General features: G+C 34.1%; 20 protein-coding genes. 19 read left to right on the forward strand and 1 reads right to left on the reverse strand.

All coding sequences use genetic code 11. From position 1 onward, the window contains the following. Positions 1-50 precede the first annotated feature (50 nt). The 10 genes from DWV06_RS01055 (at position 51) to DWV06_RS01100 (ending at position 7,833) form a co-directional block, all read left to right on the forward strand. Entirely contained in the window at positions 51-335 is a 285-nt protein-coding gene (locus tag DWV06_RS01055) for a hypothetical protein (RefSeq protein WP_115480324.1), read from the forward strand. A 284-nt stretch (positions 336-619) separates the two neighbouring features. Beyond that, the gene (gene spoVT / locus DWV06_RS01060; protein WP_115480325.1) at positions 620-1,168 is read left to right on the forward strand and encodes a stage V sporulation protein T; all 549 of its coding nucleotides are present in this window, start codon (positions 620-622) and stop codon (positions 1,166-1,168) included. Positions 1,169-1,303: 135 nt separating this feature from the next. Beyond that, positions 1,304-2,422, forward strand: a complete 1,119-nt coding sequence (locus tag DWV06_RS01065; RefSeq protein WP_115480326.1) for an iron ABC transporter substrate-binding protein — start codon at positions 1,304-1,306, stop codon at positions 2,420-2,422. Next, positions 2,412-3,476, forward strand: coding sequence for a FecCD family ABC transporter permease (locus tag DWV06_RS01070; protein ID WP_115480327.1), 1,065 nt, complete (start codon positions 2,412-2,414; stop codon positions 3,474-3,476). The genes DWV06_RS01065 and DWV06_RS01070 overlap by 11 nt, the downstream gene beginning before the upstream one ends. Beyond that, entirely contained in the window at positions 3,473-4,240 is a 768-nt protein-coding gene (locus DWV06_RS01075) for an ABC transporter ATP-binding protein (RefSeq protein WP_115480328.1), read from the forward strand. Before DWV06_RS01070 ends, DWV06_RS01075 begins: the two co-directional genes overlap by 4 nt. Positions 4,241-4,296: 56 nt before the next feature. Next, complete coding sequence (locus tag DWV06_RS01080; RefSeq protein WP_115480329.1) at positions 4,297-5,103, forward strand: class I SAM-dependent methyltransferase; 807 nt, start codon at positions 4,297-4,299, stop codon at positions 5,101-5,103. 149 nt (positions 5,104-5,252) lie between these two features. Next, on the forward strand, positions 5,253-5,723 hold the full coding sequence (locus DWV06_RS01085) for a Fur family transcriptional regulator (protein WP_115480330.1): 471 nt from the start codon (positions 5,253-5,255) through the stop codon (positions 5,721-5,723). Positions 5,724-5,821: 98 nt separating this feature from the next. Then, complete coding sequence (locus DWV06_RS01090; protein ID WP_115480331.1) at positions 5,822-6,301, forward strand: DUF134 domain-containing protein; 480 nt, start codon at positions 5,822-5,824, stop codon at positions 6,299-6,301. A gap of 162 nt (positions 6,302-6,463) precedes the next feature. Continuing rightward, a complete protein-coding gene (locus DWV06_RS01095; protein WP_115480332.1) occupies positions 6,464-6,955 on the forward strand; it encodes a flavin reductase family protein in 492 nt (163 codons plus the stop codon). 29 nt (positions 6,956-6,984) lie between these two features. Next, positions 6,985-7,833 (forward strand): Mrp/NBP35 family ATP-binding protein, encoded by an 849-nt coding sequence (locus DWV06_RS01100; protein WP_115480333.1) that lies wholly within the window; start codon positions 6,985-6,987, stop codon positions 7,831-7,833. A gap of 77 nt (positions 7,834-7,910) precedes the next feature. On the opposite strand, the gene DWV06_RS01105 is transcribed toward DWV06_RS01100, so the two are convergent. Next, the gene (locus tag DWV06_RS01105; protein ID WP_115480334.1) at positions 7,911-9,374 is read right to left on the reverse strand and encodes a nicotinate phosphoribosyltransferase; all 1,464 of its coding nucleotides are present in this window, start codon (positions 9,372-9,374) and stop codon (positions 7,911-7,913) included. Positions 9,375-9,874: 500 nt separating this feature from the next. Between DWV06_RS01105 and DWV06_RS01110 the strand changes: the two genes are divergently transcribed. From DWV06_RS01110 to DWV06_RS01150, 9 genes are all read left to right on the forward strand, one after another. Then, positions 9,875-10,786, forward strand: a complete 912-nt coding sequence (locus DWV06_RS01110; RefSeq protein ID WP_115480335.1) for an ABC transporter permease — start codon at positions 9,875-9,877, stop codon at positions 10,784-10,786. A 9-nt stretch (positions 10,787-10,795) separates the two neighbouring features. Next, the gene (locus DWV06_RS01115) at positions 10,796-11,869 is read left to right on the forward strand and encodes an ABC transporter permease (RefSeq protein WP_115480336.1); all 1,074 of its coding nucleotides are present in this window, start codon (positions 10,796-10,798) and stop codon (positions 11,867-11,869) included. Between the two features lie 14 nt (positions 11,870-11,883). Continuing rightward, complete coding sequence (locus DWV06_RS01120; RefSeq protein ID WP_115480337.1) at positions 11,884-12,891, forward strand: ABC transporter ATP-binding protein; 1,008 nt, start codon at positions 11,884-11,886, stop codon at positions 12,889-12,891. Between the two features lies 1 nt (position 12,892). Next, entirely contained in the window at positions 12,893-13,858 is a 966-nt protein-coding gene (locus tag DWV06_RS01125) for an ABC transporter ATP-binding protein (RefSeq protein ID WP_408608116.1), read from the forward strand. Between the two features lie 30 nt (positions 13,859-13,888). After that, positions 13,889-15,625: a peptide ABC transporter substrate-binding protein gene (locus DWV06_RS01130; protein ID WP_115480339.1), complete on the forward strand. Its 1,737-nt coding sequence runs from the start codon at positions 13,889-13,891 to the stop codon at positions 15,623-15,625. Between the two features lie 453 nt (positions 15,626-16,078). Further along, positions 16,079-16,807, forward strand: coding sequence for a hypothetical protein (locus tag DWV06_RS01135; protein WP_115480340.1), 729 nt, complete (start codon positions 16,079-16,081; stop codon positions 16,805-16,807). Between the two features lie 21 nt (positions 16,808-16,828). Further along, positions 16,829-17,311, forward strand: coding sequence for a hypothetical protein (locus tag DWV06_RS01140; RefSeq protein ID WP_115480341.1), 483 nt, complete (start codon positions 16,829-16,831; stop codon positions 17,309-17,311). 589 nt (positions 17,312-17,900) lie between these two features. Next, complete coding sequence (gene ileS, locus DWV06_RS01145; RefSeq protein ID WP_115480342.1) at positions 17,901-21,026, forward strand: isoleucine--tRNA ligase; 3,126 nt, start codon at positions 17,901-17,903, stop codon at positions 21,024-21,026. Positions 21,027-21,179: 153 nt separating this feature from the next. After that, positions 21,180-23,648, forward strand: a complete 2,469-nt coding sequence (locus DWV06_RS01150; RefSeq protein WP_115480343.1) for a glycogen/starch/alpha-glucan phosphorylase — start codon at positions 21,180-21,182, stop codon at positions 23,646-23,648. Positions 23,649-23,718 lie beyond the last annotated feature (70 nt).

Consider the following 23,718-nt stretch of genomic DNA (forward strand, 5'->3'; position numbering starts at 1 on the left):
TTAAATAGAAAGGAACTGAGTGAGGAGTTATAATTAAGGAGGCGTATATATTGTATTGTCCTAAGTGTAAAAAAGAGTACAATGAAGGGATTAAAAGATGTGATGACTGTAACGTTGATTTAGTTACAAAGTTGAATGAGGAAAAGGATGAATACGATCAAGAAGATTTTGATGATATTTTCGAAGATGACATAGAAGAGGAGGATTTTGAAGAAGAGCAGACATTTTTATTTTACAAAAATCCAAGGGTGATTGCACGAGTCATTTTGTCAGTATGGTTTGTGGGTGCACTTTTATTTGCAATTTCACAGTATTTAGCAAATTGGTATAAATAAATTAGGATAAGTTAATAATTAATTTATAGTGAGTAATTAAGATATTAAATGATTTTCTTAAATATATTTTTTATGTTGGAATCTGATTTAAAGGTTCCAACATTTTCTAAATCTGTACGAAATCTTTAGAAGAAAATTTATAAAATCTACTAGTTAATTTATGAATATTTTCCATTTGTTTGTAGATAATATTATTAAATCAAATTATTATGAGGCTTAGTATTTTTATTCAATTTTTTAAGTATAGTAAAGTAACGATAAAATATTATAGAGGAGAAGATTTAATGAAGGCTACGGGAATTGTTAGAAGAATTGATGATTTAGGAAGAGTTGTTGTTCCTAAGGAAATTAGAAGGACATTGAGAATTCGAGAAGGTGATCCGTTAGAAATTTTCACCGATAGAGAGGGAGAAATTATTCTAAAAAAATATTCACCAATCGGAGAATTGGGAACCTTCTCAAAAGAGTATGCAGATTCGCTTGCTCAAACATTGTCACTTGCAGTATGCATCGCTGACAGGGATCAGATTATAGCCACAGCAGGAGGTGTTAAAAAAGGACTTCAAGGTAAAAATATTAGTAAACAATTGGAAGCTGTAATTAAAGATAGAAAGTTAATTTCAGCGTTTAAAGAAGAAAGAGATTTTGTACCATTGACAGATGAAGATGACGATGAAGTGAGAAGCGAAGTAATTAGTCCGATTATTAGTGAGGGGGATGCAATTGGTGCGGTAATAATTTATGATAAGGATCATGATGAAAAGCTTGGTGAAACCGAAGAAAAAGTTGCATTGTGTGCATCAGCATTTCTTGGACGGCAAATGGAACAATAAAAAGTAGCACTGAATTACTAAAAAGTAGTTCAGTGCTTTATTATTTAAAATAATATCCCCATAGGGAGCTTGTGTCAAAATTTGAGAGGTGTTAAAATCATAACGATTCAATGATAAAGAAGTGGAGGAAAACAGATGAAAGTCAAAATTAGTAGCTTATTTTTATACATATTTTTGATTTCAATTTTTACATTTGGCTGTGGTTCACCAAAAGATAATTCTTCGGAACAATCGGGTGAGACAAGGAAAATTACGGATGCGGTCGGGAGAAATGTTGAAATCCCAAAGGAAGTCAAATCAGTTATTCCATTGGCGAATGGATTAAGAATGATGTGTTATGCGGATGCAGTTGATTTGGTATCAGGAGTCGAGAAAGCTGAAACTCAGAAAAATATTGTCAGAGCTTACAATTGGGTCAACCACGATAGATTAAAAGAACTGCCAATTATAGGTGAAGGAGGCGGTGGAGGATATACCCCTTACATAGAAGAAATTTTGGAAGTAGATCCGGATGTAATCATAGGAGCTTATTCTAAAAAAGATGCAGAAAACCTTCAAGAAAAAACCGGAATACCGGTAGTGGTTATTAATGCAGGTACACTTTTTGGTGAAGATTATTATCAATCACTAAAAATTATAGGTGAAGTATGTCAGAAAGAAAAACGTTGCCAGGAAGTAATTGACTATATCAAAAATGTCGAAAAAGATTTAAATAAAAGAACTGAGAATATTCCTCAAAAAGAAAAAAAAGTTGTATATAGCGGTGCCGTTTCTTTTCGTGGCGGCCATGGAATAGAGGGTACATATACAAATTTCCCACCTTTTAAAGCGCTTAATGCGGTAGATATATTTGGTAATAAAGAGGGGGAAACAAAGGATGTTTTGATTGAAAAAGAAGCAATACTTAATGCTGACCCCGATATTATTTTTCTGGATCCAAACAATATCAGCCTAGTTAATAAAGACTATGCATCGAATGAAGATTATTATCAATCACTTACAGCCGTGAAAAATGGCCAGGTTTATACAATGCTTGGCTATAATTATTATTATACGAACGTTGAAATTGCACTTGCAGATTGTTATTATGCAGGCTCAATCATATATCCAAAAGAATTTGCAGATATAGATCCTGTAAAGAAGGCAAATGAAATCTTTAAATTTATGCTTGGAAGTGAGCAATATTATCAAGAACTTTCAGACAAAGGATTAGGATTTGGGGAAATTACACTGGGGGCTGCAAATGAAACATAAGAAGACAATAAAAGAATACAAAAACTTTATCAAAAATAAGAATATGATTATTGGAATCATGTTTTTATTCGTTCTTCTTTTGGCTTTCGCGGCACTTTCGACTGGTACATCAGATATGAATGGATTTGATGTCTTGAAAACTTTTTTTGGAGGTGGGACAAAAAAGTCACAGATTATACTATTTGGCATGAGGTTGCCTCGTATTCTTACAGCAATATTTGTAGGTTCAGCACTAGCAATAGCAGGAGCAGTCATGCAGAGTGCATTAAGGAATCCTCTTGCTTCCGCTTCTACCTTAGGAGTATTACAAGGATCGGCATTTGGAGCAGCAGTAGGTATTATTGTTTTTGGTGCCGGAATACAATCTTCTGCTTCCATAGATTCTGCTGTAGTTATTAATAATCCTTATATAGTTACTTTTTGTGCATTTATTGGAGGCTTCATTCCTACCTTTATTATATTAACTGTATCAAGAATAAAAAGTTTTGGACCCGAAGCGCTTATACTTGCAGGAGTTGCTTTGTCTACATTATTTAATGCCGGTCTAACACTTCTACAGTATTTTGCATCGGATGTACAGCTTGCAGCAGTAGTATTTTGGACATTTGGTGATATCGGCAGAACAAGTAAAAATGAAGTAATAATGATTGCAGTTTTTACAATTGCAGCACTTGTTTATTTTATGTTTAACAGATGGAATTATAATGCAATTAATAGTGGAATTAATACAGCAAAAAGTCTTGGTGTCGACGTTGATAAAACTATTTTAATCAGTATGGCAGTTTGTTCATTGATATCAGCATTTGGGGTTGCTTTTGTAGGAATAATAAGTTTTGTAGGAGTAATAGCTCCCCATGTAATGAAGTTTTTTATTGGGAATGATTACCGCTATCTATTACCGGCATCAGCCTTATGCGGTGCATTAATTTTGCTGGCGGCAGATATATTTGGAAGGCTTATTGTAGCACCGGTCATACTTCCGATTGGAGCAGTTACAAGCTTGCTGGGGGCTCCTGTGTTTTTATATTTGGTTTTTAAAGGAGTAAAGAAATGATTAAAATAAATAATATTGATTTTTCATATTCGTCAAGAAAGATATTAGAAAATATTTCATTTGATATTTTAGAAAATAATTTAATTGCAATTCTTGGCAATAACGGAGCAGGGAAGAGTACTTTACTAAAATGCATTAATGGAATAAATACGTTGGAGAAAGGAACGATTTATATATCCGGGCAGGATGTGCTTGCAATGAATCGAAAAGAAGTTGCAAAACGTATCGCATATGTTGCCCAAAAAAATGAAGGTTCCAGAGTAACAGTTTTTGATACGGTGCTATTGGGAAGAAGACCATATATTAAATGGGATGCATCAGATGAAGATATCAAAATAGTAGATAAAATTATAGGACAGATGGGCCTGGAAGAATTTAAACTCAGATATATTGATGAAATCAGTGGCGGAGAACTACAGAAAGTTATGTTGGCAAGAGCTCTTGCACAACAGCCAAGATTATTATTACTTGATGAACCAACAAGTAACCTTGATCCCAAAAATCAATATGAAGTTTTATCTATCGTTAAAAATATTTCAAAATCAAATAATATTGCAGTAATTATTGTAATACATGATTTGAACCTTGCTCTTAGATATTGTGATCGGTTTTTATTTATAAAAAACAAGAGTGTCTATTCCTATGGCGGGATTGAAGTTATGACCAACGATAATATTGAATTTGTTTATGAAATGCCTGTTTCAGTACAGAGTTTTAATGGAGTAAGAATGGTTATACCGATGCCTCAAACAGGCAGTTTATAATGATAGTATTAGTTAATTACTATAAAGTCAAAAAAGATTAGAGAGGAGAGTATAAAATGGAATTATTAGAGGAATTAAAAAGTAAATGGCAGAGTGATTGTAAGGATAAAAAGGCAGCAGTTGAAATGTGGGATACAATATCGGAGCAATATAAAAACTATGAAATGCCTGATGAGGGAAATATACTATTAAAAATAATTGAAAAAGAAAATATGATCGATTCCAATAGCAAAGTTCTCGATATAGGTTGTGGTGTTGGTCAATATTCAGCTTCATTATCACAGAAAGTATCTGAAGTGACCGGAGTAGATTTATCTCCCAAAATGATTGAATATGGAAAACAGAACTTAGAAAAAATGGGTATAAAAAACGTAAATTTATTTTGCTGCGATTGGAGTGAATATGATATCAGCAAAAATGAGTTTGAAAATAAATTTGATTTGGTATTGGCAGTTATGACACCGGCAATTGGAGACTCATCGACTTTTGAGAAAATGATTAAATCCAGTAAAAAACATGGAATAATGTTCAAACATTCTAGAAGAACGGATGAGATCTCAAATGATATTATGAAAATGATGAATGTCGATACGAAAGTTTTAAGTAGAGATGAAAATGTCTTGTATGCGTTTGGCATGCTATGGCTAATGGGTTACCAGCCTAAAATAGAATACAATGATCAACAGTGGAATATTAAAAGAAACTACGATGAGGCATGTGAAATATATGTAAATAGAGCAAGAACATTTACAACTCTTACACAAGAAAAAGAAGAGAAAATCAGACAGTTTTTAGAGTCTAAAAATCAGAATGGATTTATTCATGATACAATAAGAACAACGATAGCGGTGATATATTGGTAATATTATATAAAAGAGGATTATTTCTAATTTATAGGAAATTTTCCTCTTTCTTTTTATAAGAAACAAATTGACAAAAGTATATGTAGATAGTATTATAAGCATATGCTCATAAAACTTTGCTACTGTAATGGTTGAGAAAGGAGATCTGTTTGAAAGAGAATCTTATACAATATCAGAATATCTTATCTAGTCATGGAATAAAAAATACCAGACAGAAAAAACTTATTTTACTTGAACTAATAGATGCTACTAGTCATCTGACCGCAGAAGAGTTATATCAAAAATTGAAAGAAGAAAAAGTAGGACTGGCCACAGTATACCGCAGTCTAAAAGTATTTACAAATTTAGGAATTGTGAAAGAAATTCCAATGGACGGATTGAATTATTATGAATTGAGAATATTCAGTAAAAAACCTTTGCATATCCATTTTAAATGTACAAATTGTAATGTAATGATAGATATTGATGATTCTGATATTAATTTAGACTATATTAAATTAAACCAAAAGGTTGAGATGAAAAGAGGCTTTGCGGTGAAAGACTCTAATATCGTGTTATTAGGCCTATGTAAGAAATGTAAAGAAAAGTTAGAGAGTAAAAAGATGTTGGAAAATAATTAGTTATAAAATAGTATATTGATAAAATAGAAAAAAGAAGTTACAATTATTTATAATACATTAAATAATTATGAAAAAATTAACATTTTAAGGAGTAAAAAATGGCAAGACCGACGAAATGGAGAAAAATAGAACATATCCCTGTGATACCTTATTTTGTACCTTCTGAAACTGATGTAGCAGAACTTCCAGAAAATATTCTAAAATTGGAAGAATTAGAAGCAATAAGATTGAAAGATTTAGAGGGATTAGAACAAGGAGATTGCGCAGAAAGAATGGAAGTCTCTAGACCGACTTTTCAAAGGATTTTACTTTCTGCTCGCGAGAAATTGGCAGATAGTTTAGTGAACGGAAAAATGATTCGAATAGAAGGTGGAAATTTTACTCGGAATATATGCCCTATCCGATGTCTGGATTGCGGTAAAGAGTGGAAAGAAAGCTTTGAAAATCTAGAAATGATTAAGAACGGTCAGTATGTATGTCCGGAATGTGGTTCTGCCAGAATAGTTTGTATGGACGACTGCAAAGGAAAGTTCTGTCATAAACATTGTCGACGGCATGGAAAAACTGAATTAGAGTGAATAGGAACTGTCAGGATACAAAAAAGTATTCTGACAATTTTTTTACCAATATATTATGTACCTCAGAGAATACAAGGAAAATTACAAATCATTATTGACGTATGTTCAAAATTAAGTTAAACTTATTTATGGGCATAAGACCAAAATATAAGGAGTGATTTGATGCAGAAAAAGGAAGCAAATAAGAAAAATGCATTACAGCCAATATCCAAAGTATTAGTATCCTGCCGTGGCCTGGATGGAGAGGATAATGTTTTGGCTGTAGGATATTGCGGAAATTGTAGTTACGATCCGCCAATGGTTATGGTAGGTATCGTTCCTTCCCGGTATTCTTACAAAATGATAAAAGAGTCGGGTTGTTTTGTTGTCAACCTAGTTGATAAAAGCTATCAGGAAACATTCGATTATATGGGAAAGTATAGTAAAAGAGATTGTGATAAATTGAATGATAAGAATGTAAAATTGCAGGATGGTCTTAAGATAAATGCTCCAATTATGTTAGATTGTCCTGTAAACATTGAATGTACTGTAGTGGATTCTATTATGACAGGTTCACATGAAATGTTTGTAGGGAAAATAGAGTATGTTCATGCAGATGAGAATATGGTTGATGAAAATGGAGAAATTGACTTTACAAAGATTAACTTTATTTAATTAAATAAGATGGATAGGAGTTGAAATACATGTCCGATATGGATAGGAAATGTTCAGACAGTGATTGTAAGAAGGAATCTTGTGAGGGCTGTGAACATAATCAAAATAATATGTTCGAGCCTGTAAACTTACATAGTTCAATTAAGAAGGTCATTGGTGTAGTTAGTGGAAAAGGAGGAGTAGGGAAATCTTTTGTTACTGCTATGACAGCGGTAATGTTTCAAAGATTAGGATACAAGGTTGGAATCATGGATGCAGATGTAACAGGTCCATCAATTCCAAAGATGTTTGGTCTTTCGAAAAGAGCCAAAGGAAGCAAGCAAGGTATCATTCCCGAAAACACTTCCAATAACATAAAAATCATGTCCGTTAATCTGCTTTTGGATCAAGAAGATTCTCCTGTGATATGGAGAGGACCGTTACTGGCTAATATGGTAAAACAGTTCTGGACAGAAGTGGTGTGGGGAGAGCTGGATTATTTGTTCATTGATATGCCTCCTGGTACAGGTGATGTTCCATTGACTGTATTTCAATCAATTCCATTAGATGGAATTATTATTGTTACTTCTCCTCAGGACCTTGTTTCTATGATTGTGAAAAAAGCATATAACATGGCAAAACAGATGAATATTCCCATTGTAGGACTTGTTGAAAACATGAGTTATGTAAAATGCCCTGATTGCGGAAAAGAGATTAAAATTTTTGGTGAAAGTAAGCTGGAAAATATCGCGAATGAACTTGGCATTGATGTTTTAGGAAGAATCCCGATAGATACCGAAATAGCAAAATTAGTGGATCAAGGAGAATTTGAGAAATTTACTTGTGAGTATTTGAAGGAGGCTTCCGGTAAGATTAATACTTTTTTTAATATAAAGTAACAAAGAAATGGACCCCCCCACTCCTGACAAACCTGGCTGATTGTGTAATCAACCAGGTTAAAATCAGGTGGAGGTTTTTATAGATTTTTTTCTTGTCCTAAGTTTGCTAATAAAGTACGTTTGATCAAATAGAGATCATCGGATAAATCGACATAGACTTCATGTGGATTTATGAAACGCCTTGTTTCGTCCCATAGCGAGTTTAATTCGCTTTGGCAGTAATCTCTGATTTCCATAACGGATGGAGAGGTGTATACGCATTCCCCATTTTTGAAGATGGGTACCAAAAGTTCACGCACTGTATAACTACCGCCACTTAGTTTAGTTTTTTTCCAAGTTTCTACAGGATCGAACAAAACTAAATCCTGTTCTTCGTCGATTTTCTCATCGGCTAAAGTGATTAAATCCGCTTTTACCTTACCGACCCCTCTGATATAAATTCTATAAATAGTTTTATTACCCGGATTTGTTACTTTTGCTGTGTTTTCAGAAAGTTTTATTTTGGGGATAAATTCATTTTTGTCAGGACGTTTCATGGCTGCTAGTTTATAAACTCCTCCAAAGGCAGGGCAGTCTTTTGATGTAATTAGATTGGTTCCCACACCCCAAGAAGTAATAACAGCTCCTTGTGCTTTTAAACTGTCAATTAGATACTCATCTAGATCGCTGGATGCAGATATAACAGCGTCTTCATATCCGGCCTCATCTAACAGTTTACGGGCTTCTTTTGAAAGATACGCCAAATCTCCACTGTCTAAACGAATCCCATAATTTTTTAGTTTAATACCAGACGCTTGCATTTCGCGAAATATCCTTATAGCATTCGGAACCCCGGACTTTAAAGTATCATAGGTATCAACTAATAAATGACATGCGTCTGGATATAATTCGGAATACTTTTTGAATGCACTGTATTCATTAGGAAAACTCATGACCCAGCTATGAGCGTGAGTTCCTCTTACAGGGATATCAAACATTTGTCCGGCTAAAACATTAGAAGTTGCTATACACCCGCCAATTACTGCAGCACGTGCCCCGTAAATACCGGCATCAGGACCCTGTGCTCTTCTAAGGCCGAATTCCAATACACTGTCGCCTTTTGCAGCATAACATACACGGGAAGCTTTTGTTGCAATTAAACTTTGGTGGTTAATAATATTTAAAATAGCAGTTTCAATTAACTGCGCTTCAATAATAGGTGCGATTACTTTTAGTAAAGGTTCTCGAGGAAAGACAACGGTACCTTCTTTGATTGCATAAATATCTCCCGAAAACTTAAAATTTGATAAATAATCTAAGAATTCTTTCTCAAATAAATTTAAACCTTTTAAATATGCAATGTCTTCTTTGCTGAAACGCAGATCTTTAATATAATCAATAACCTGCTCTAATCCCGCTACGATAGCATATCCTCCATTTGAAGGATTCGTTCGATAAAAGGCATCAAATATCACGGTTTCATTTGTCTTGTTCAAAAAATACCCCTGCATCATTGTCAGTTCATAAAGATCTGTCAATAATGTTAAATTCATAGTACTCATTATTATTCTCCTTTGATTTTCTTTTTGTAATTTAATCGAAACATAGTAAAAGGTTAAGATTATTATAGCATATTTAGAAAAATAGCAATTATAAATTAAGAAGTAATGAGAGTGAAAAAAGTAAAATAAAAGTTGTATATTAAAATAAAAAAAATGTAAATAACTTATTGAGTGAAAAAAATGTCGATTAGTTAAAGTTGAATCATAGTATGAAGCGTGATATATTAAAGTCAGTTAGTTTAGAATATATATCCGCTGCTAACAATTACTTACATAAGATTAATATATATGTATATATACTTAATGAATATTATTATGCATACATTTTAGATAAGCTTAATAGTATTTATTAGAGATATAATGTTGATACATATATCATAAAGAGATAGCGGGTGATACAAAGGAGTGTATAGTTTTACTATACAGTCTTTTTTACTTTTAAGAGAAAATAGAACAAGTACCCGCTGAATTACAAACTACAGATTAAGGAGAGGATTATTTTGAATAACTATGTTATTAAAAGAATTGGTCTAGCTATCTTGACAATTGTTATTATCAGTATCATTACTTTTTTTGGAATGAATGCAATTCCGGGGGGGCCATTTGATTCAGAAAAAGCAACAAGTCCTGAAGTAAAAGCAACTTTGGAAAAAAGGTATAATTTAGACAAACCAATCGTTCAACAGTATGGTATTTATATGAAAAACTTACTTCATGGGGATTGGGGAGTGAGTGTAAAAACAGGACGTGATATTTGGGATACTATGTCTAAAAGTTTTATGATCAGTGCTAAGCTTGGCGGCATAGCAATTATTATATCGTTTATTTTGGGTATTATTTTAGGATGCCTATCTGCTTTAACAAGAAACAAGTTGCCAGACCGGCTAATTGTGTTTTTTACAACACTTATGACGGCCATGCCAAGCTTTGTGCTTGCAACATTGCTTCTGTATCTATTTTGCATTCAATTAGGCTGGGTGGCTGTTTGGAGTGCAAAGTCGCATAGCTATATACTTCCGGTTATTTCGTTGGCACTATATCCAATGGCATATATTACGCGTTTAACAAAAACCAGTATGCTTGATGTACTTGGGCAGGATTATGTACGTACTGCAAAAGCAAAAGGGGTTGCACAATGGAAAGTCATTTATAAACACACACTTCGTAATGCATTGATACCGGTAATCACCTATCTGGGGACACAAATAGCTTACATAATTACTGGGTCGTTGGTAGTAGAAAATATATTTACAATTGGCGGACTGGGACAAAAATTTGTCAATAGCATAACGAATCGTGATTACACCATGATTATGGGTACTACACTGTTTTTAGCCATAATTTTGGTAATTGCGAATTTAATTACAGATATTGCTTATAAGATAGTAGATGCAAGAATTACACTGGAATAGGAGGTCACTATGTTTAATGAGAATAGAATACTAAAAAAGAATATTTTAAGCGCTCAAGTTGATTTATCAAAATTTGATTTTGCAACAGAAGAGGAAAAAAGACAACAGGACGTTATGAGTGAGTCAACAACTTTTTTTAGAGATGGGATGAGACGTCTTCGTAAAAATCCTCTCGCAATGGGTAGTATAGTCGTATTTATAATATTAGTATCTGTTATTTTTATTGCACCGATGGTTGTTCCTTATCGTTATTCAGAAATTATATCAGTTGAAGGAGTCCGCGACAAGTCAGCAAAGAATTTAAGACCGTTTGAGTATTCCAAAATGGAGAAGAAGTATATGGAGAAAGGCGGTAAAGTGTTTCCTCATATTTTTGGAACAGATGAGATGAGCCGTGACTATTTTATTCGTGTTGTGTATGGTACAAGAGTTTCTCTTGGGGTAGGAAGCTTTGCCAGCATTATAGTCCTTATTATCGGGCTTATTTATGGTTCCGTTTCCGGATATGCGGGTGGAAAAACAGATCTAATTATGATGCGTGTCGTTGATATCATTTATTCACTTCCTGATCTGCTGATGATTATTTTATTAAGTGTTATTTTGGGGGATGTACTTGGAGATAAAATACAGGGTAGTATATTTTCAAAACTTGGAGCAAATATGCTTTCGCTTTTTATAGTCTTTGGTCTTCTTTACTGGGTTAGTATGGCGCGTTTGGTACGTGGACAGATCCTGTCTATTAAAAGTAATGATTATGTTCTTGCTTCTAAGGCAATTGGTACGCCGGCTCGAAAAATCATTCGAATACATATCCTTCCTAATTGTCTTTCTGTAATTATAATATCAATTGCATTACAATTTCCGTCTGCAATATTTACGGAAAGCTATTTAAGCTTTTTGGGACTTGGAGTACAGGCGCCGATGCCGTCTTTAGGTTCTCTTGCTAATGCGGCAAGAAGTGGTTTGGCAAGCTATCCATATAAATTATTTTTCCCTGCTGTAACAATTGTTCTTATCGTTTTGGCATTCAACTTACTTGGAGATGGCCTTCGTGATGCATTTGATCCGAAGTTAAAGAAATAAAGGGAGGAATTTCAATGAAGAAATATATTTTAGAAGTAAAAGATCTGCAGACATCATTTTTCACAGATTCTGGTGAAGTCAAGGCAGTAAATGGTGTTTCGTTTAATCTGGAAAGAGGAAAAACATTAGGAATTGTTGGAGAAAGTGGTTCCGGTAAAAGTGTTACCGCATATTCTATTATGCAGATTCTTGCAGATTCAGGAAGAATTATGGGTGGAGAAATTTTATACAACGGTGAGGATATAACTAAATGGGACAAAAAGAAAATGTTTGGGTTCCGTGGGAAAAAATGTTCTATCATTTTCCAGGATCCGATGACAAGTTTAAATCCCGTATTTACCATTGGAAACCAAATTATGGAGGCTATTTTACTTCATACGGACAGAACGAAAGAAAAGGCAAAAGAACGTGCAATTGAAATGCTGACTTTAGTTGGTGTCAATGAACCGGAAAAGAGATTAAAACAATATCCATATGAGCTTTCAGGAGGTATGCGCCAGCGTGTTATGATTGCTATGGCACTTGCGTGTGAACCGGATATTTTAATCGCAGATGAACCTACAACTGCATTGGATGTCACCATTCAGGCACAGATTTTGGAACTCATTCAAGAATTACAAAAGAGGTTTAAAATGGCAGTAGTTATGGTTACACATGATTTGGGAATCATTGCAGACATGTGTGATGAAATTATTGTTATGTATGGCGGAAGAGTTTGTGAACGTGGAACTGCAGAAGATATTTTCTATCACCCCCATCATGAATATACAAAAGGGCTTCTTCTTTCTATTCCAAAAGCATCTAGAATGAAACAAAAACTGGTACCGATTGGCGGAACTCCTATTAATCTTTTAAGTATGCCGAAGGGCTGCGCGTTTTGCTCGCGGTGCGATAAGGCAATGAAAATTTGTTTGGAAGAGGTACCGCAGGAAATGCTTATCGGCCCTACTCATTTTGCAAGTTGCTGGATGAATGTAAAGGCTCAATATGAAGCAGAGAATGGAGGTGATTTTATTGAATAGTTTGAATGAAAGTAAATATATTTTAGAGGTTAAGGATCTAAAACAGTATTTTCCAATAAAAACAGGGTTTAAAAAAACAATAATGCTTAAGGCTGTTGATGGTATTTCATTCAAAATAAAACCAGGAGAAACACTTGGTCTTGTCGGCGAGTCCGGTTGTGGAAAAACTACAGTTGGACGTACAATCCTTCATTTGTATAAACCAACAAGTGGAGAAATATTATATAACGGGGAAGCGGTGAATGATAAAAACATTACATCGTTAAGGAAAGAAATGCAGATGGTATTTCAGGATCCCTATTCTTCTTTAAATCCTCGAATGACCGTTGAGGATATTATCGGAGAACCATTGGATGTACATAAACTGTATCAAAGTAAAGCAGAACGTCGTGATAAGATTTTAAATCTTATGGAGATCGTTGGACTAAATGCTGAACATGCTAGACGTTATGCACATGAATTTTCCGGAGGCCAAAGACAGCGTATTGGAATTGCCCGTGCGCTTGCAGTAGATCCAAGTTTTATTATTTGTGATGAACCGGTCTCAGCATTGGATGTTTCCATTCAAGCACAGGTTATCAATATGTTTGAAGAACTTCAGCAAAAACTGGGTGTAGCTTATTTGTTCATCGCACATGATCTACTCATCGTGCGCCATATTTCAGACAGAATCGTAGTTATGTATCTTGGAAAAATTGTTGAAATAGCAGAGGCGGATGAACTAAATGAAAATCCAATTCATCCGTATACAGAATCATTACTTAGTGCTATTCCAATGCCGGATCCCAAAGCGGCAAAAGAGCGAAAAAGAATTGTACTGGAAGGTGATGTTCCAAGCCCAATGAACCTTCCAAGCGGATGTGCATTTCGTGCCAGATGCCGTTATGCAACGGAACAATGCGCAAAGGAATGTCCGCCACTTAGTGATCGTGGTAATGGTCATTTTGTAGCTTGTTTTAATAAATAAAATTAATATAATCTAGGGAGGATAATTAATATGAAAAAATTGATATCAAAAATGTTGGTTGCAGCATTGTCTGTAAGTATGTTAGTTGGCTGCGGGTCATCTCAAAAAGATTCTGTATCTGAAACAGTATCTTCTGAATCTGCTATCTCGAAATCGGATGGATCAACGCTTCGCATTAATATTGCAAGTGAACCGGATTATCTTGACCCGGCGTTAACAACAACTTCTGATGGAGGAACTTTGGCTGCAAATAGTTTTACAGGACTTTTCGTACATGGGAAAAATGAAAAAGTAGTTCCGGCTCTTTGTAAGGACTATAAAATAAGTGAAGATGGGTTGACTTATACATTTACTTTAAAAGATGGTTTGAAATGGAGTGATAATTCTGAACTTACAGCAGCTGATTTTGAATATGCATGGAAAAGAGCTGCGAATCCAAAAACGGGAGTACAATACGCCTACTTGTTTGATATCTTTGCAAAAGATTCAGACGGAAACATTAACGTGAAAGCGGATGGCAACACTTTAACAGCAGTATTGATCAATTCTTGCCCATATTTCTTAGAGTTATGTGCACTTTCGACATTTTATCCGGTACCAAAAACAGCGGTAGAAGCAGCCGATCCAGGCGGAACAAACCCTGGAGCATGGGCCTCTGAAGCAGGTTTTGTGACAAATGGGGCATATACATTACAGAAATGGAATCATAATGAATCAATGGTATATGTAAAAAATCCAAACTTTTACGATGCCGCAAACGTAAAAGTTGAAAAGCTAGAATTTATGTTATCTGCAGATGATACAGCAACTTTCTCAGCCTACAATGCGGGAAACCTGGATTTTATTGATTCTGTTCCAACAGATGAAATCTCTACAGTAGACAGTAACGTAGATTTTAAAAAGATAGATCAGATAGGAACATATTATATTACATTTAATGTAAATGCTGATTTATTTAAAGGAATGTCTGCAGAAAATGCGGCTAAAATGCGTCAGGCATTAAGTATTTTAATTGACAGAGGATATATAATTGATAATATTGCACAGACAGGACAGGAGCTTGCTACAAGTTTTATACCGACCGGTATGTCGGATGGTAATGGTGGAGAATTCAAATCGGATTCTTACAATTACCCGGATAAGGAATCGAAAGGATATTTTAGCAAAGATTTTGATGCTGCTGAAGCAAAAAACAAAGCAGTTGATTTGTTAAAGAGTATAGGATACAAATTTGATGAAAATGGTAAGCTAAGTTCTGAAACACCAATTAATATTGAATATACACTTAATGTTAACTCAGGACATCAGTCAATAGCGGAAGCGATTCAGTCTGACTGGTCCGCAATTGGTGTTAACATGACAATAAAAACCGAAGAGTGGCAGACATTCGGAAATGATAGGAGAGCCGGTGCATTTACAGTTGCTCGTGATGGCTGGAATGCAGATTATAGTGATCCGGTCAATATGCTTGAAATGTTTCTGACAAGTTCTGGAAATAATCATGCTCAGTTTGGAAAAGATCCTTCTAATCCATCTGCTCCGGAATGGAATAGTTATGATGCACTCATTAAACAAATATATTCAACTCCTGATTTTGCTGAAAGAGCGAAATTAATGCATCAGGCAGAAGACAGGTTGATGAGTACATGGGCAGTTGTACCTCTTTATTATTATAACGATATTTATATGTGTAAAACGAATGTTAAGGGTATATATAAAACAAAAAATAATCATATTTATTTTATGTATGCATCGGTAGATAAGTAGAATTAAGCATTGACATTTAATAAAAAATATATTTATAAGGAAGAATTTATTTTCGAATAGGAATTTGTGATGAAATCAGTGAAGAACGCCAGAGCGCATATAATTTACGACTTTAAGTCCGTGTGAATAACTTTTATTATTCACACAGACTAAAAAAACGCGTACTTGAAAAAGCGCTGGAAGAGCTTAACTAATTGACCGACAAATATTTATTTTGAGCCTATTATAAAAAGTAGAAAACGTAAAGGTTAAGTTTTGGATAGAAACAAAATCCGCTATAGAACAGATGGTAAGTAATAAAAAAATTAGTGAACGTTTAGGAAAAACAGAGTGAAAAAGATAGATAGTCTTCTTGATTCTATTTAGGAAAAATTCCCATTTTTGGTTGACATATTATTCGTAATTTGTTAAATTAAATAGTATAAAACAAAAGAAAAGGGGTTATTAATACAAATGAAATTATCAAAAAAAACACTATGTTTTATTTTATGTTTTACTTTTTTATTCGGAACTAGCAGTAACGTACATGCCTCAACTTATAACCAGAAAAAAAGTCAAACTTCGTTTTCTAGTATTACTGTTAAAGATCTTGATTCTATGAATACAGATGAATTAAATGCATATATTGATTTTGTAAAAAACTCACGTGATTCATTTACTTCTAATTCAAAACATTCAAGTGCAACTGTTATGTCGGCTCCAAATCCAAGTGATGGTAATCCTTTATCGTTAGCATGGATAGCAGCAGCAAAAATTGCAAAAAAGATGGGATATAAATGTTCAGGAACTTTAGTAGAATATTCTGCCTTAAATAAACCCTATGGAGAAGGTTTAGGACAAAATGGTTTATTAACTAAAGCAATTAAAAAGAAACCTGCATACAAAAAGCTTATAAAAAGGTTGAAAAAAAATCAAAAAAGTTATAAGTCACGAGGAATAGTGTTTAAAAAAGGCGATTTATTTTATGCTCTTCACAAGGTGCATATTGAAGTTAACGGAGATTATAGATTGCCTTATTTGGTAACAGTAACTGATACTTTTGATTTTTGCTATATGAAAGGCTATGGAGATTCCAAAAATATGGAAGCCATATTTAAAAAATATGTAAATAATTGGGGATGGTTATCTCAACAAATGCATGCATTACACAAAATACCAGTGCGTATAACTTTTACATCTTAATTTAATTAAAAAGGAGAAATAATGAGAAAGATTATATTATTTTGTTTGATTATTGTAATTAGTATATTAGATATTTTTTTTCTATATAAAGCTTTTGAAACAGCAATAGAATATGTTTGTACAAATAGTACTCAAGAGAATATGACATCGATTTTTTTTACTCCAATTGTAATTCTTTTTGTTATTACTATTGTTACAATTATTAATCTTATTTGTGGTATAACAGGATTTCTTTATTTACGTGAAATTAAAATATATTTAAATTACTTTTTTTACAAAAAAAATGACCATGTAGCAATTAAAGTAATAAAAATAATAGGTTATATTTTTAATTTTATATACGCTATTATTTTTATTAATACAGTTATATATCCTGATTATTATGGCGGCATATTTAGTCTTTTGGCTATAGGAATTACATTTTTATATATAATATGGTTTACTGGAGTAATCAAAGGTTTTCAAATTAAGCAAAAGAATAGAACTTTCATAGATATAGAATGAAATATATTAATTAAAAGGGAATGCTACTCCATAGATGAATATTATCCATTTTGCATTATTCATTATTCGTGAGATATTAAGGTTGATTTGATGTCTGAATTAATTTCATTTTATTGTGGGGTTGTAGAAATAATTCAATACAATTTAAACGGTGTCAATATTATAAAAATAAAGCATTGACATATTATAAAAAATATATTTATAATAAAGAAAAGAAAAAGACAATGACGAAGAGAGTAAATATTGAATGAAATTTCCAGCGAGCTGATGAGGGTGAAAGGTCAGTAAAAGTAAGTCATTATTGAAAATCACTTCCGAGTTGCAGTCCAAACGCATTGTGCAAGTAGGTGCTGACGGTATTCCGCCGTTATAGGAATCCATATATAGAATGATTGTTCCTGATTCAATGGAATTAGTTCTTAGTATGTAGTAACAGGTGGTTAACGATTGCTATAGCTTTCGTCCTTTTACGGACGGAAGCTTTTTTAATGATAGAAAATACTTTTACATGAAGTGTTTTTATCGTACTCTATAGGATTGCACAGATGCATAATGAAGTAAAATAATGAGAATAAATATGGAGGTAGCTATGTACGAAAAAGTTTCAACGAATCTTAATTTTGTAGAACGTGAGAAAAAGATTGAGAAGTTCTGGAAAGAGAATCAAATATTTGAAAAGAGTATGGAGACTCGTAAAGAAGGGGATACTTATACTTTCTACGATGGTCCGCCGACAGCAAATGGAAAACCACATATCGGACATGTTCTGACTCGCGTTATCAAAGATATGATACCCAGATATCAAACAATGAAAGGGAAGATGGTTCCAAGAAAAGCCGGATGGGATACACATGGCCTTCCGGTAGAATTGGAAGTAGAAAAACTTTTAGGGCTGGATGGAAAAGAACAAATTGAAGAATATGGTTTAGATCCTTTTATTTCAAAATGCAAAGAAAGTGTTTGGAAGTATAAGGGAATGTGGGAAGATTTTTCATCTACCGTAGGCTTTTGGGCAGATATGGATCAACCTTATGTAACATACGAAAATAATTTTATTGAGTCAGAATGGTGGGCACTGAAACAGATTTGGGACAAGGGTCTATTATACAAAGGATTTAAAATTGTACCATATTGTGCAAGGTGTGGTACCCCTTTATCAAGTCATGAAGTGGCTCAGGGCTATAAAGATGTCAAAGAACGTTCTGCCATTGTTCGTTTTAAAGTAAAAGAGGAAGATGCCTATATTTTAGCGTGGACAACAACGCCATGGACACTTCCGTCAAACGTAGCATTATGTGTAAATCCCAATGAGACCTATGTAAAAGTGAAGGCAGATGGATATGTTTATTATTTGGCAGAAGCATTGGTTGAGACTGTTTTAGGGGAAGAGACAGAAATTCTTGAGAAATATAAAGGAAAAGATCTGGAATACAAAGAATATATTCCGTTATTCTCATTTACAGGAGATATCTGTGAGAAACAAAATAAAAAAGCATTTTTTGTGACATGTGATACTTATGTTACTTTAACAGATGGTACCGGTGTCGTTCATACTGCACCAGCATTTGGTGAAGACGATGCAGCAGTAGGCCGAAAGTACGAGCTTCCATTTGTGCAATTAGTAGATTCTAAGGGTGAAATGACAGAAGATACACCTTGGAGTGGAACATTCTGCAAAGAAGCCGATAAACTAATATTAACAGAATTAGAAAAAGAAGGTCTGTTATTTTCAGCACCTAACTTTGAGCATAGTTATCCACATTGTTGGAGATGTGATACACCTTTAATTTATTATGCAAGAGAATCCTGGTTCATTAAGATGACAGCTGTTAAAGAAGACTTGATTCGAAATAATAATACCATCAACTGGATTCCGGAAAGCATTGGAAAAGGACGTTTTGGTGATTGGCTGGAAAATGTACAGGATTGGGGCATTAGTCGTAACCGCTATTGGGGAACTCCTTTAAATGTATGGGAGTGCGAATGTGGCCATATGCACGCAATTGGAAGTATAGAAGAGTTAAAATCTATGTCTGATAACTGTCCGGATGAAATCGAACTTCATAGACCATATATTGATGCAGTTACGATTAAGTGTCCGGAATGTGGAAAAGAAATGCATCGTGTACCGGAAGTTATCGATTGCTGGTTTGATTCTGGGGCAATGCCTTTTGCACAGCATCATTATCCATTCGAAAATCAAGATTTGTTTCAGCAGCAGTTTCCTGCAAATTTTATTTCTGAGGCGGTTGACCAGACAAGAGGATGGTTCTATTCGTTGCTTGCTATTTCAACCTTGATATTTAATGAAGCACCTTACAAAAATGTTATTGTTTTAGGACATGTGCAAGATGAAAACGGACAGAAGATGTCGAAGTCAAAAGGAAATGCAGTTGATCCTTTTGAGGCGTTAGAAACGTATGGAGCAGATGCGATACGCTGGTATTTCTACGTTAATTCAGCTCCATGGCTTCCGAATAGATTCCATGGTAAAGCAGTGACGGAAGGACAACGTAAATTTTTGGGTACGCTATGGAATACGTATGCATTCTTTATACTTTATGCAAATATCGATGATTTTGATGCAACTAAATATTCGTTAGAATATGATAAACTTACAGTAATGGATCAATGGCTATTATCTAAATTAAATACGCTTATTGAAACAGTTGATCAAAACTTGTCAAATTATAAAATACCGGAAAGTGCAAGAGCATTACAAGAATTTGTAGATGATATGAGTAACTGGTATGTAAGAAGAAGCCGTGAACGTTTCTGGGCTAAGGAAATGCCGCAGGATAAAATTAATGCATATATGACGTTATATACAGCTTTAGTAAATGTTTCAAAAGTTGCGGCTCCATTGATTCCGTTCATGACAGAGGATATTTATCAGAATCTTGTAAGAAGCATTAATAAAGAAGCTCCCGAGAGTATTCATTTGTGCGATTATCCAAAAGCAGATTCCCAATATATCGATAAAGAACTGGAAGCCAATATGGATCAAGTATTGAAAGTAGTTGTATTGGGAAGAGCTTGTAGAAATACAGCGAATATAAAGAATAGACAGCCAATTGGCAAAATGTATATCAAGTCATCCTTTGAGCTTTCTGAATTTTATAAGGAAATTATTTCAGAAGAATTAAATGTGAAAGAAGTTATGTTTGCAGAGGATGTTAGAAATTTTACTTCTTATAGTTTTAAACCTCAGTTAAAGACGGTAGGACCTAAGTATGGAAAAATGCTAGGTCAGATCAGGCAGCTGCTGCCTCAACTTGATGGGAATCAAGCGATGGATGAGCTGAATGAACAGGGCTCTATAAAGCTTGACATTGACGGAGATGAAGTAGTATTATTGAGAGAAGATTTATTAATTGAAGCAGCACAGATGGAAGGTTATGTATCGGAAAGTGATAATGGGATTACAGTGGTATTGGATGTTGACCTTAGTCCTGAACTGCTGGAAGAAGGTTTTGTTCGAGAAATTATCAGTAAGATACAGACGATGAGAAAAGAAGCAGACTTTGAGGTTATGGATAAGATCGTGGTCTACGAAAATGGTAATGAGAAAATTCATAAGATTTTTGAAACGCATAAAGATCAAATTTTATCTGAAGTTCTTGCAAAAGATGTTGTTTCAGGTGAAACAAAAGGTTATGCGAAAGAGTGGACTATTAATGGAGAGAACGTTGTATTAGCTGTCGAAAAAAAATAAAAACTTAAACATGAATCAAAGATTTGTTTAAATATTGGAAAGGACTGTTGCTATAAGTATAGTTTAGCCAAAATACATGCACATTATATAGGTGTAAGTATTATGCAAAACTTACTATGGAAACAGTCTTTTTCGTTTAAAGGAGGAGATTTTATGCAGAATGAGTTATTAAATAAAGAACGATTTATGCAAAATGTAAAAGACAATTTGAAGACGTTGTACCGTAGAAATATGGATGAAGCCAATCCTCAGCAAATTTTTCAGGCAGTTTCTTATACTGTTAAAGATATAATAATCGATCAATGGTTAGCGACGCAAAAAGCTATGGATGAACAAGATCCAAAAATTGTTTATTATCTTTCGATGGAATTTCTTATGGGACGCGCGTTAGGAAACAATTTAATTAATATTCAAGGTTATAAAGAAGTAGAGGAAGCCTTGAAAGATATTGGATTTGATCTGAATGTAATTGAAGATGAAGAAAGGGACTGGGCGCTTGGAAATGGAGGTCTTGGAAGGCTGGCTGCTTGCTTTTTGGACTCCTTAGCGACGTTGGGTTATCCGGCTTATGGATGCGGAATCCGCTATAAATATGGAATGTTCAGGCAGGCTATTATAAATGGTTATCAAGTAGAATGGCCAGATAACTGGTTGAAAAATGGGAACCCGTTTGAATTAAAAAGAGCGGAAAGGGCAAAAGAAGTAAAGTTTGGAGGATATGTGCGCTGGGAGAACGATGAGCACGGGCATTCGAAATTTATTCATGAAGGGTACCAATCAGTTTTGGCAGTTCCTTATGATGTACCGATTACAGGCTATGGGGACTACAATATTAACACTTTAAGAATTTGGGATGCAGAGCCAATGAACATCTTTGAGTTGGAATCTTTTGATAAAGGTGATTATCAAAAGGCGGTACAGGAACAAAATCTTGCAAAAAATCTTGTAGAAGTCTTGTATCCGAATGATAACCATTATGCGGGTAAGGAGCTTCGGTTAAAACAGCAGTATTTCTTTGTTTCAGCAAGTATTCAGGCAGCAATAGAAAAATATAAGAAGAAACATGATGATATTAGAAAATTATACGAAAAAGCAGTATTTCAATTAAATGATACCCATCCAAGTGTAACGGTGGCAGAGCTAATGAGAATTTTAATTGATGAAGAAGGATTACCTTGGGATGAAGCATGGGAGGTCACGAATAAAACCTGTGCTTATACCAATCATACAATTATGGCGGAAGCTTTAGAAAAATGGCCAATTGAGTTGTTTTCAAGACTGTTACCGAGAATTTATCAGATTGTGGAAGAAATTAATCGGAGGTTTGTGCTTGAAATACAGAAGAATTACCCGGGTGATTCAAAAAAGATAGAAAAAATGGCTATTATTTATGATGGACAGGTAAAAATGGCACATCTTGCAATAGCTGGAAGCTTTTCTGTGAATGGTGTTGCTCATTTACACACGGAAATACTGAAGAAAAAAGAATTAAAAGATTTTTATGAGATGATGCCTTTAAAATTTAACAATAAAACAAATGGTATTACTCAAAGGCGCTTTTTGCTTCATGGAAACCATTTATTAGCAGATTGGATTTCAGACAGGATTGGAAAAGAGTGGATTACGGATTTAACACAATTGAGTAAACTTAAAGTATATGCGGAAGATAAAAAAGCGCAGCAAGAATTTATGAATATTAAATACAAGAATAAAGAAAGAGTTGCGAAATATATACTGGATCATAATGGGGTTTCTGTTAATCCTCGTTCTATATTTGATATTCAGGTAAAAAGGCTTCATGAATACAAACGTCAACTATTAAACATACTTCATGTAATGCATTTATATAATGTGATCAAAGAACATCCCGAGATGGATTTTTATCCGAGGACTTTTATATTTGGAGCGAAAGCAGCAGCTGGATACCGAATTGCGAAGCTTACCATTAAATTAATAAACGCAGTGGCTGACGTAATAAATAATGATAAATCGATTCAGAACAAAATAAAGGTTGTATTCATTGAAGACTATAATGTATCCAATGCAGAACTATTATTTGCAGCAGCCGATGTGAGTGAACAGATATCAACTGCCAGCAAAGAAGCATCAGGTACCGGAAACATGAAATTTATGTTGAATGGAGCATTGACGATTGGAACTTTGGATGGAGCAAATGTAGAAATTGTTGAAGAAGTAGGAATAGAAAATGCATTTATTTTTGGTCTGACCGCAGATGAAGTAATCCAATATGAGCAAAATGGTGGTTATAATCCAATGGATATCTTCAATCATGATCAAGATATTAGAAAAGTTTTAATGCAGCTGATCAATGGTTTTTATACGCCGGATGAACCGGAGTTATTCAGAGATATCTATAATTCATTATTGAATACGCATTCCACCAGTCGGGCAGACACTTATTTTATTCTAAAAGATTTTAAAGAATATGCACACGCACAAAAGCGGGTAGAAGAACATTATCGTAATCAAAAAGCTTGGGCGAAAAGTGCGATATTGAATACGGCTTGTGCAGGAAAGTTTTCTTCTGACCGTACGATTCAGGAATATGTAGATGATATCTGGAAGTTGAAAAAAGTAGTAGTTGATTTAGATAAAAAGTAATAGTTTCTTTAATAAAGATGTGGGTATTGTTTAACATACTCACATCTTTTTTAGGAAAAAGTTAGGAAAA

Source organism: Anaerosacchariphilus polymeriproducens (assembly GCF_003363435.1).
Classification (GTDB): Bacteria; Bacillota; Clostridia; order Lachnospirales; family Lachnospiraceae; genus Anaerosacchariphilus; species Anaerosacchariphilus polymeriproducens.

What these genes read in the sequence shown, in the direction of transcription:
- ileS (WP_115480342.1), top strand. Translation starts at nt 17,901, where the DNA reads ATGTACGAAAAAGTTTCAACGAATCTTAATTTTGTAGAACGTGAGAAA.
- DWV06_RS01095 (WP_115480332.1), top strand. Translation starts at nt 6,464, where the DNA reads ATGCAGAAAAAGGAAGCAAATAAGAAAAATGCATTACAGCCAATATCC.
- spoVT (WP_115480325.1), top strand. Translation starts at nt 620, where the DNA reads ATGAAGGCTACGGGAATTGTTAGAAGAATTGATGATTTAGGAAGAGTT.
- DWV06_RS01070 (WP_115480327.1), top strand. Translation starts at nt 2,412, where the DNA reads ATGAAACATAAGAAGACAATAAAAGAATACAAAAACTTTATCAAAAAT.
- DWV06_RS01080 (WP_115480329.1), top strand. Translation starts at nt 4,297, where the DNA reads ATGGAATTATTAGAGGAATTAAAAAGTAAATGGCAGAGTGATTGTAAG.
- DWV06_RS01150 (WP_115480343.1), top strand. Translation starts at nt 21,180, where the DNA reads ATGCAGAATGAGTTATTAAATAAAGAACGATTTATGCAAAATGTAAAA.
- DWV06_RS01065 (WP_115480326.1), top strand. Translation starts at nt 1,304, where the DNA reads ATGAAAGTCAAAATTAGTAGCTTATTTTTATACATATTTTTGATTTCA.
- DWV06_RS01075 (WP_115480328.1), top strand. Translation starts at nt 3,473, where the DNA reads ATGATTAAAATAAATAATATTGATTTTTCATATTCGTCAAGAAAGATA.
- DWV06_RS01115 (WP_115480336.1), top strand. Translation starts at nt 10,796, where the DNA reads ATGTTTAATGAGAATAGAATACTAAAAAAGAATATTTTAAGCGCTCAA.
- DWV06_RS01130 (WP_115480339.1), top strand. Translation starts at nt 13,889, where the DNA reads ATGAAAAAATTGATATCAAAAATGTTGGTTGCAGCATTGTCTGTAAGT.
- DWV06_RS01140 (WP_115480341.1), top strand. Translation starts at nt 16,829, where the DNA reads ATGAGAAAGATTATATTATTTTGTTTGATTATTGTAATTAGTATATTA.
- DWV06_RS01100 (WP_115480333.1), top strand. Translation starts at nt 6,985, where the DNA reads ATGTCCGATATGGATAGGAAATGTTCAGACAGTGATTGTAAGAAGGAA.
- DWV06_RS01090 (WP_115480331.1), top strand. Translation starts at nt 5,822, where the DNA reads ATGGCAAGACCGACGAAATGGAGAAAAATAGAACATATCCCTGTGATA.
- DWV06_RS01105 (WP_115480334.1), bottom strand. Translation starts at nt 9,374, where the DNA reads ATGAGTACTATGAATTTAACATTATTGACAGATCTTTATGAACTGACA.
- DWV06_RS01135 (WP_115480340.1), top strand. Translation starts at nt 16,079, where the DNA reads ATGAAATTATCAAAAAAAACACTATGTTTTATTTTATGTTTTACTTTT.
- DWV06_RS01120 (WP_115480337.1), top strand. Translation starts at nt 11,884, where the DNA reads ATGAAGAAATATATTTTAGAAGTAAAAGATCTGCAGACATCATTTTTC.